General features: G+C 68.1%; 1 protein-coding gene. It reads right to left on the reverse strand.

Going from position 1 to position 995, the window contains the following annotated elements; all coding sequences use genetic code 11:
- A partial coding sequence (lipA, locus tag IEY17_RS25005; RefSeq protein WP_188991936.1) for a lipoyl synthase occupies positions 1 to 994 on the reverse strand: 994 nt, incomplete at its 3' end.
- Position 995 lies beyond the last annotated feature (1 nt).

Below are 995 nucleotides of genomic sequence, written 5' to 3' on the forward strand. Positions count from 1 at the left end.
TGAGTAGGTTGGTGGCTTCCTGGGCGGCGGTGCCGGCCTGGGCGAGGTGGGCCAGGTTGTCGGGTAGGGGCATGCCGCGGTGCAGGGTGGCCTTGGCGTACAGGCGGCCGGCTCGGTAGCTGGAGCGCACCAGGGGGCCGGCCATGACGCCGGGGAAGCCGAGCTGTTCGGCGGTTGTGGTGTGTTCGACGAATTCTTCGGGTTTGACCCAGCGGTCCACGGGGTGGTGGCGTGGGCTGGGGCGTAGGTACTGGGTGATGGTGATGATGTCGCAGCCGGCGTCGCGGAGGTCCTGCAGTGTCGGGCGGACCTCGTCGGGGGTTTCGCCCATGCCGAGGATGAGGTTGGACTTGGTGACCAGTCCGGCGTCGCGGGCCATGGTGATGACCTTCAGGGAGCGTTCGTAGCGGAAGCCGGGCCGGATGCGGCGGAAGATGCGGGGCACGGTTTCCAGGTTGTGCGCGAGGACTTCGGGTCGGGAGTCGAAGACCTCGGCCAGCTGGTCGGGGTTGGCGTTGAAGTCGGGGATGAGTAGTTCGACGCCGGTGCCGGGGTTGAGGGCGTGGATCTGGCGGACGGTCTCGGCGTACAGCCAGGCGCCGCCGTCGGGGAGGTCGTCGCGGGCCACGCCGGTCACGGTGGAGTAGCGCAGGCCCATGGCCTTGACTGATTCGGCGACGCGGCGGGGTTCCTCGACATCGAGGGCGGCGGGTTTGCCGGTGTCGATCTGGCAGAAGTCGCAGCGGCGGGTGCACTGGTCTCCGCCGATGAGGAAGGTGGCTTCCCGGTCTTCCCAGCATTCGAAGATGTTGGGGCAGCCTGCTTCCTCGCAGACGGTGTGCAGGCCCTCGCGGCGGACCAGGCCCTTCAGGTGCTGGTATTCCGGTCCCATCCGCGCGCGGGTCTTGATCCAGGACGGTTTCTTCTCGATCGGGGTCTGGCTGTTACGGGCCTCCAACCGCAACAGCTTGCGACCCTCCGGCGCCACAGTCACG

This window comes from Saccharopolyspora thermophila, assembly GCF_014646075.1.
In the GTDB taxonomy this organism is placed as follows: Bacteria; Actinomycetota; Actinomycetes; order Mycobacteriales; family Pseudonocardiaceae; genus Saccharopolyspora; species Saccharopolyspora thermophila.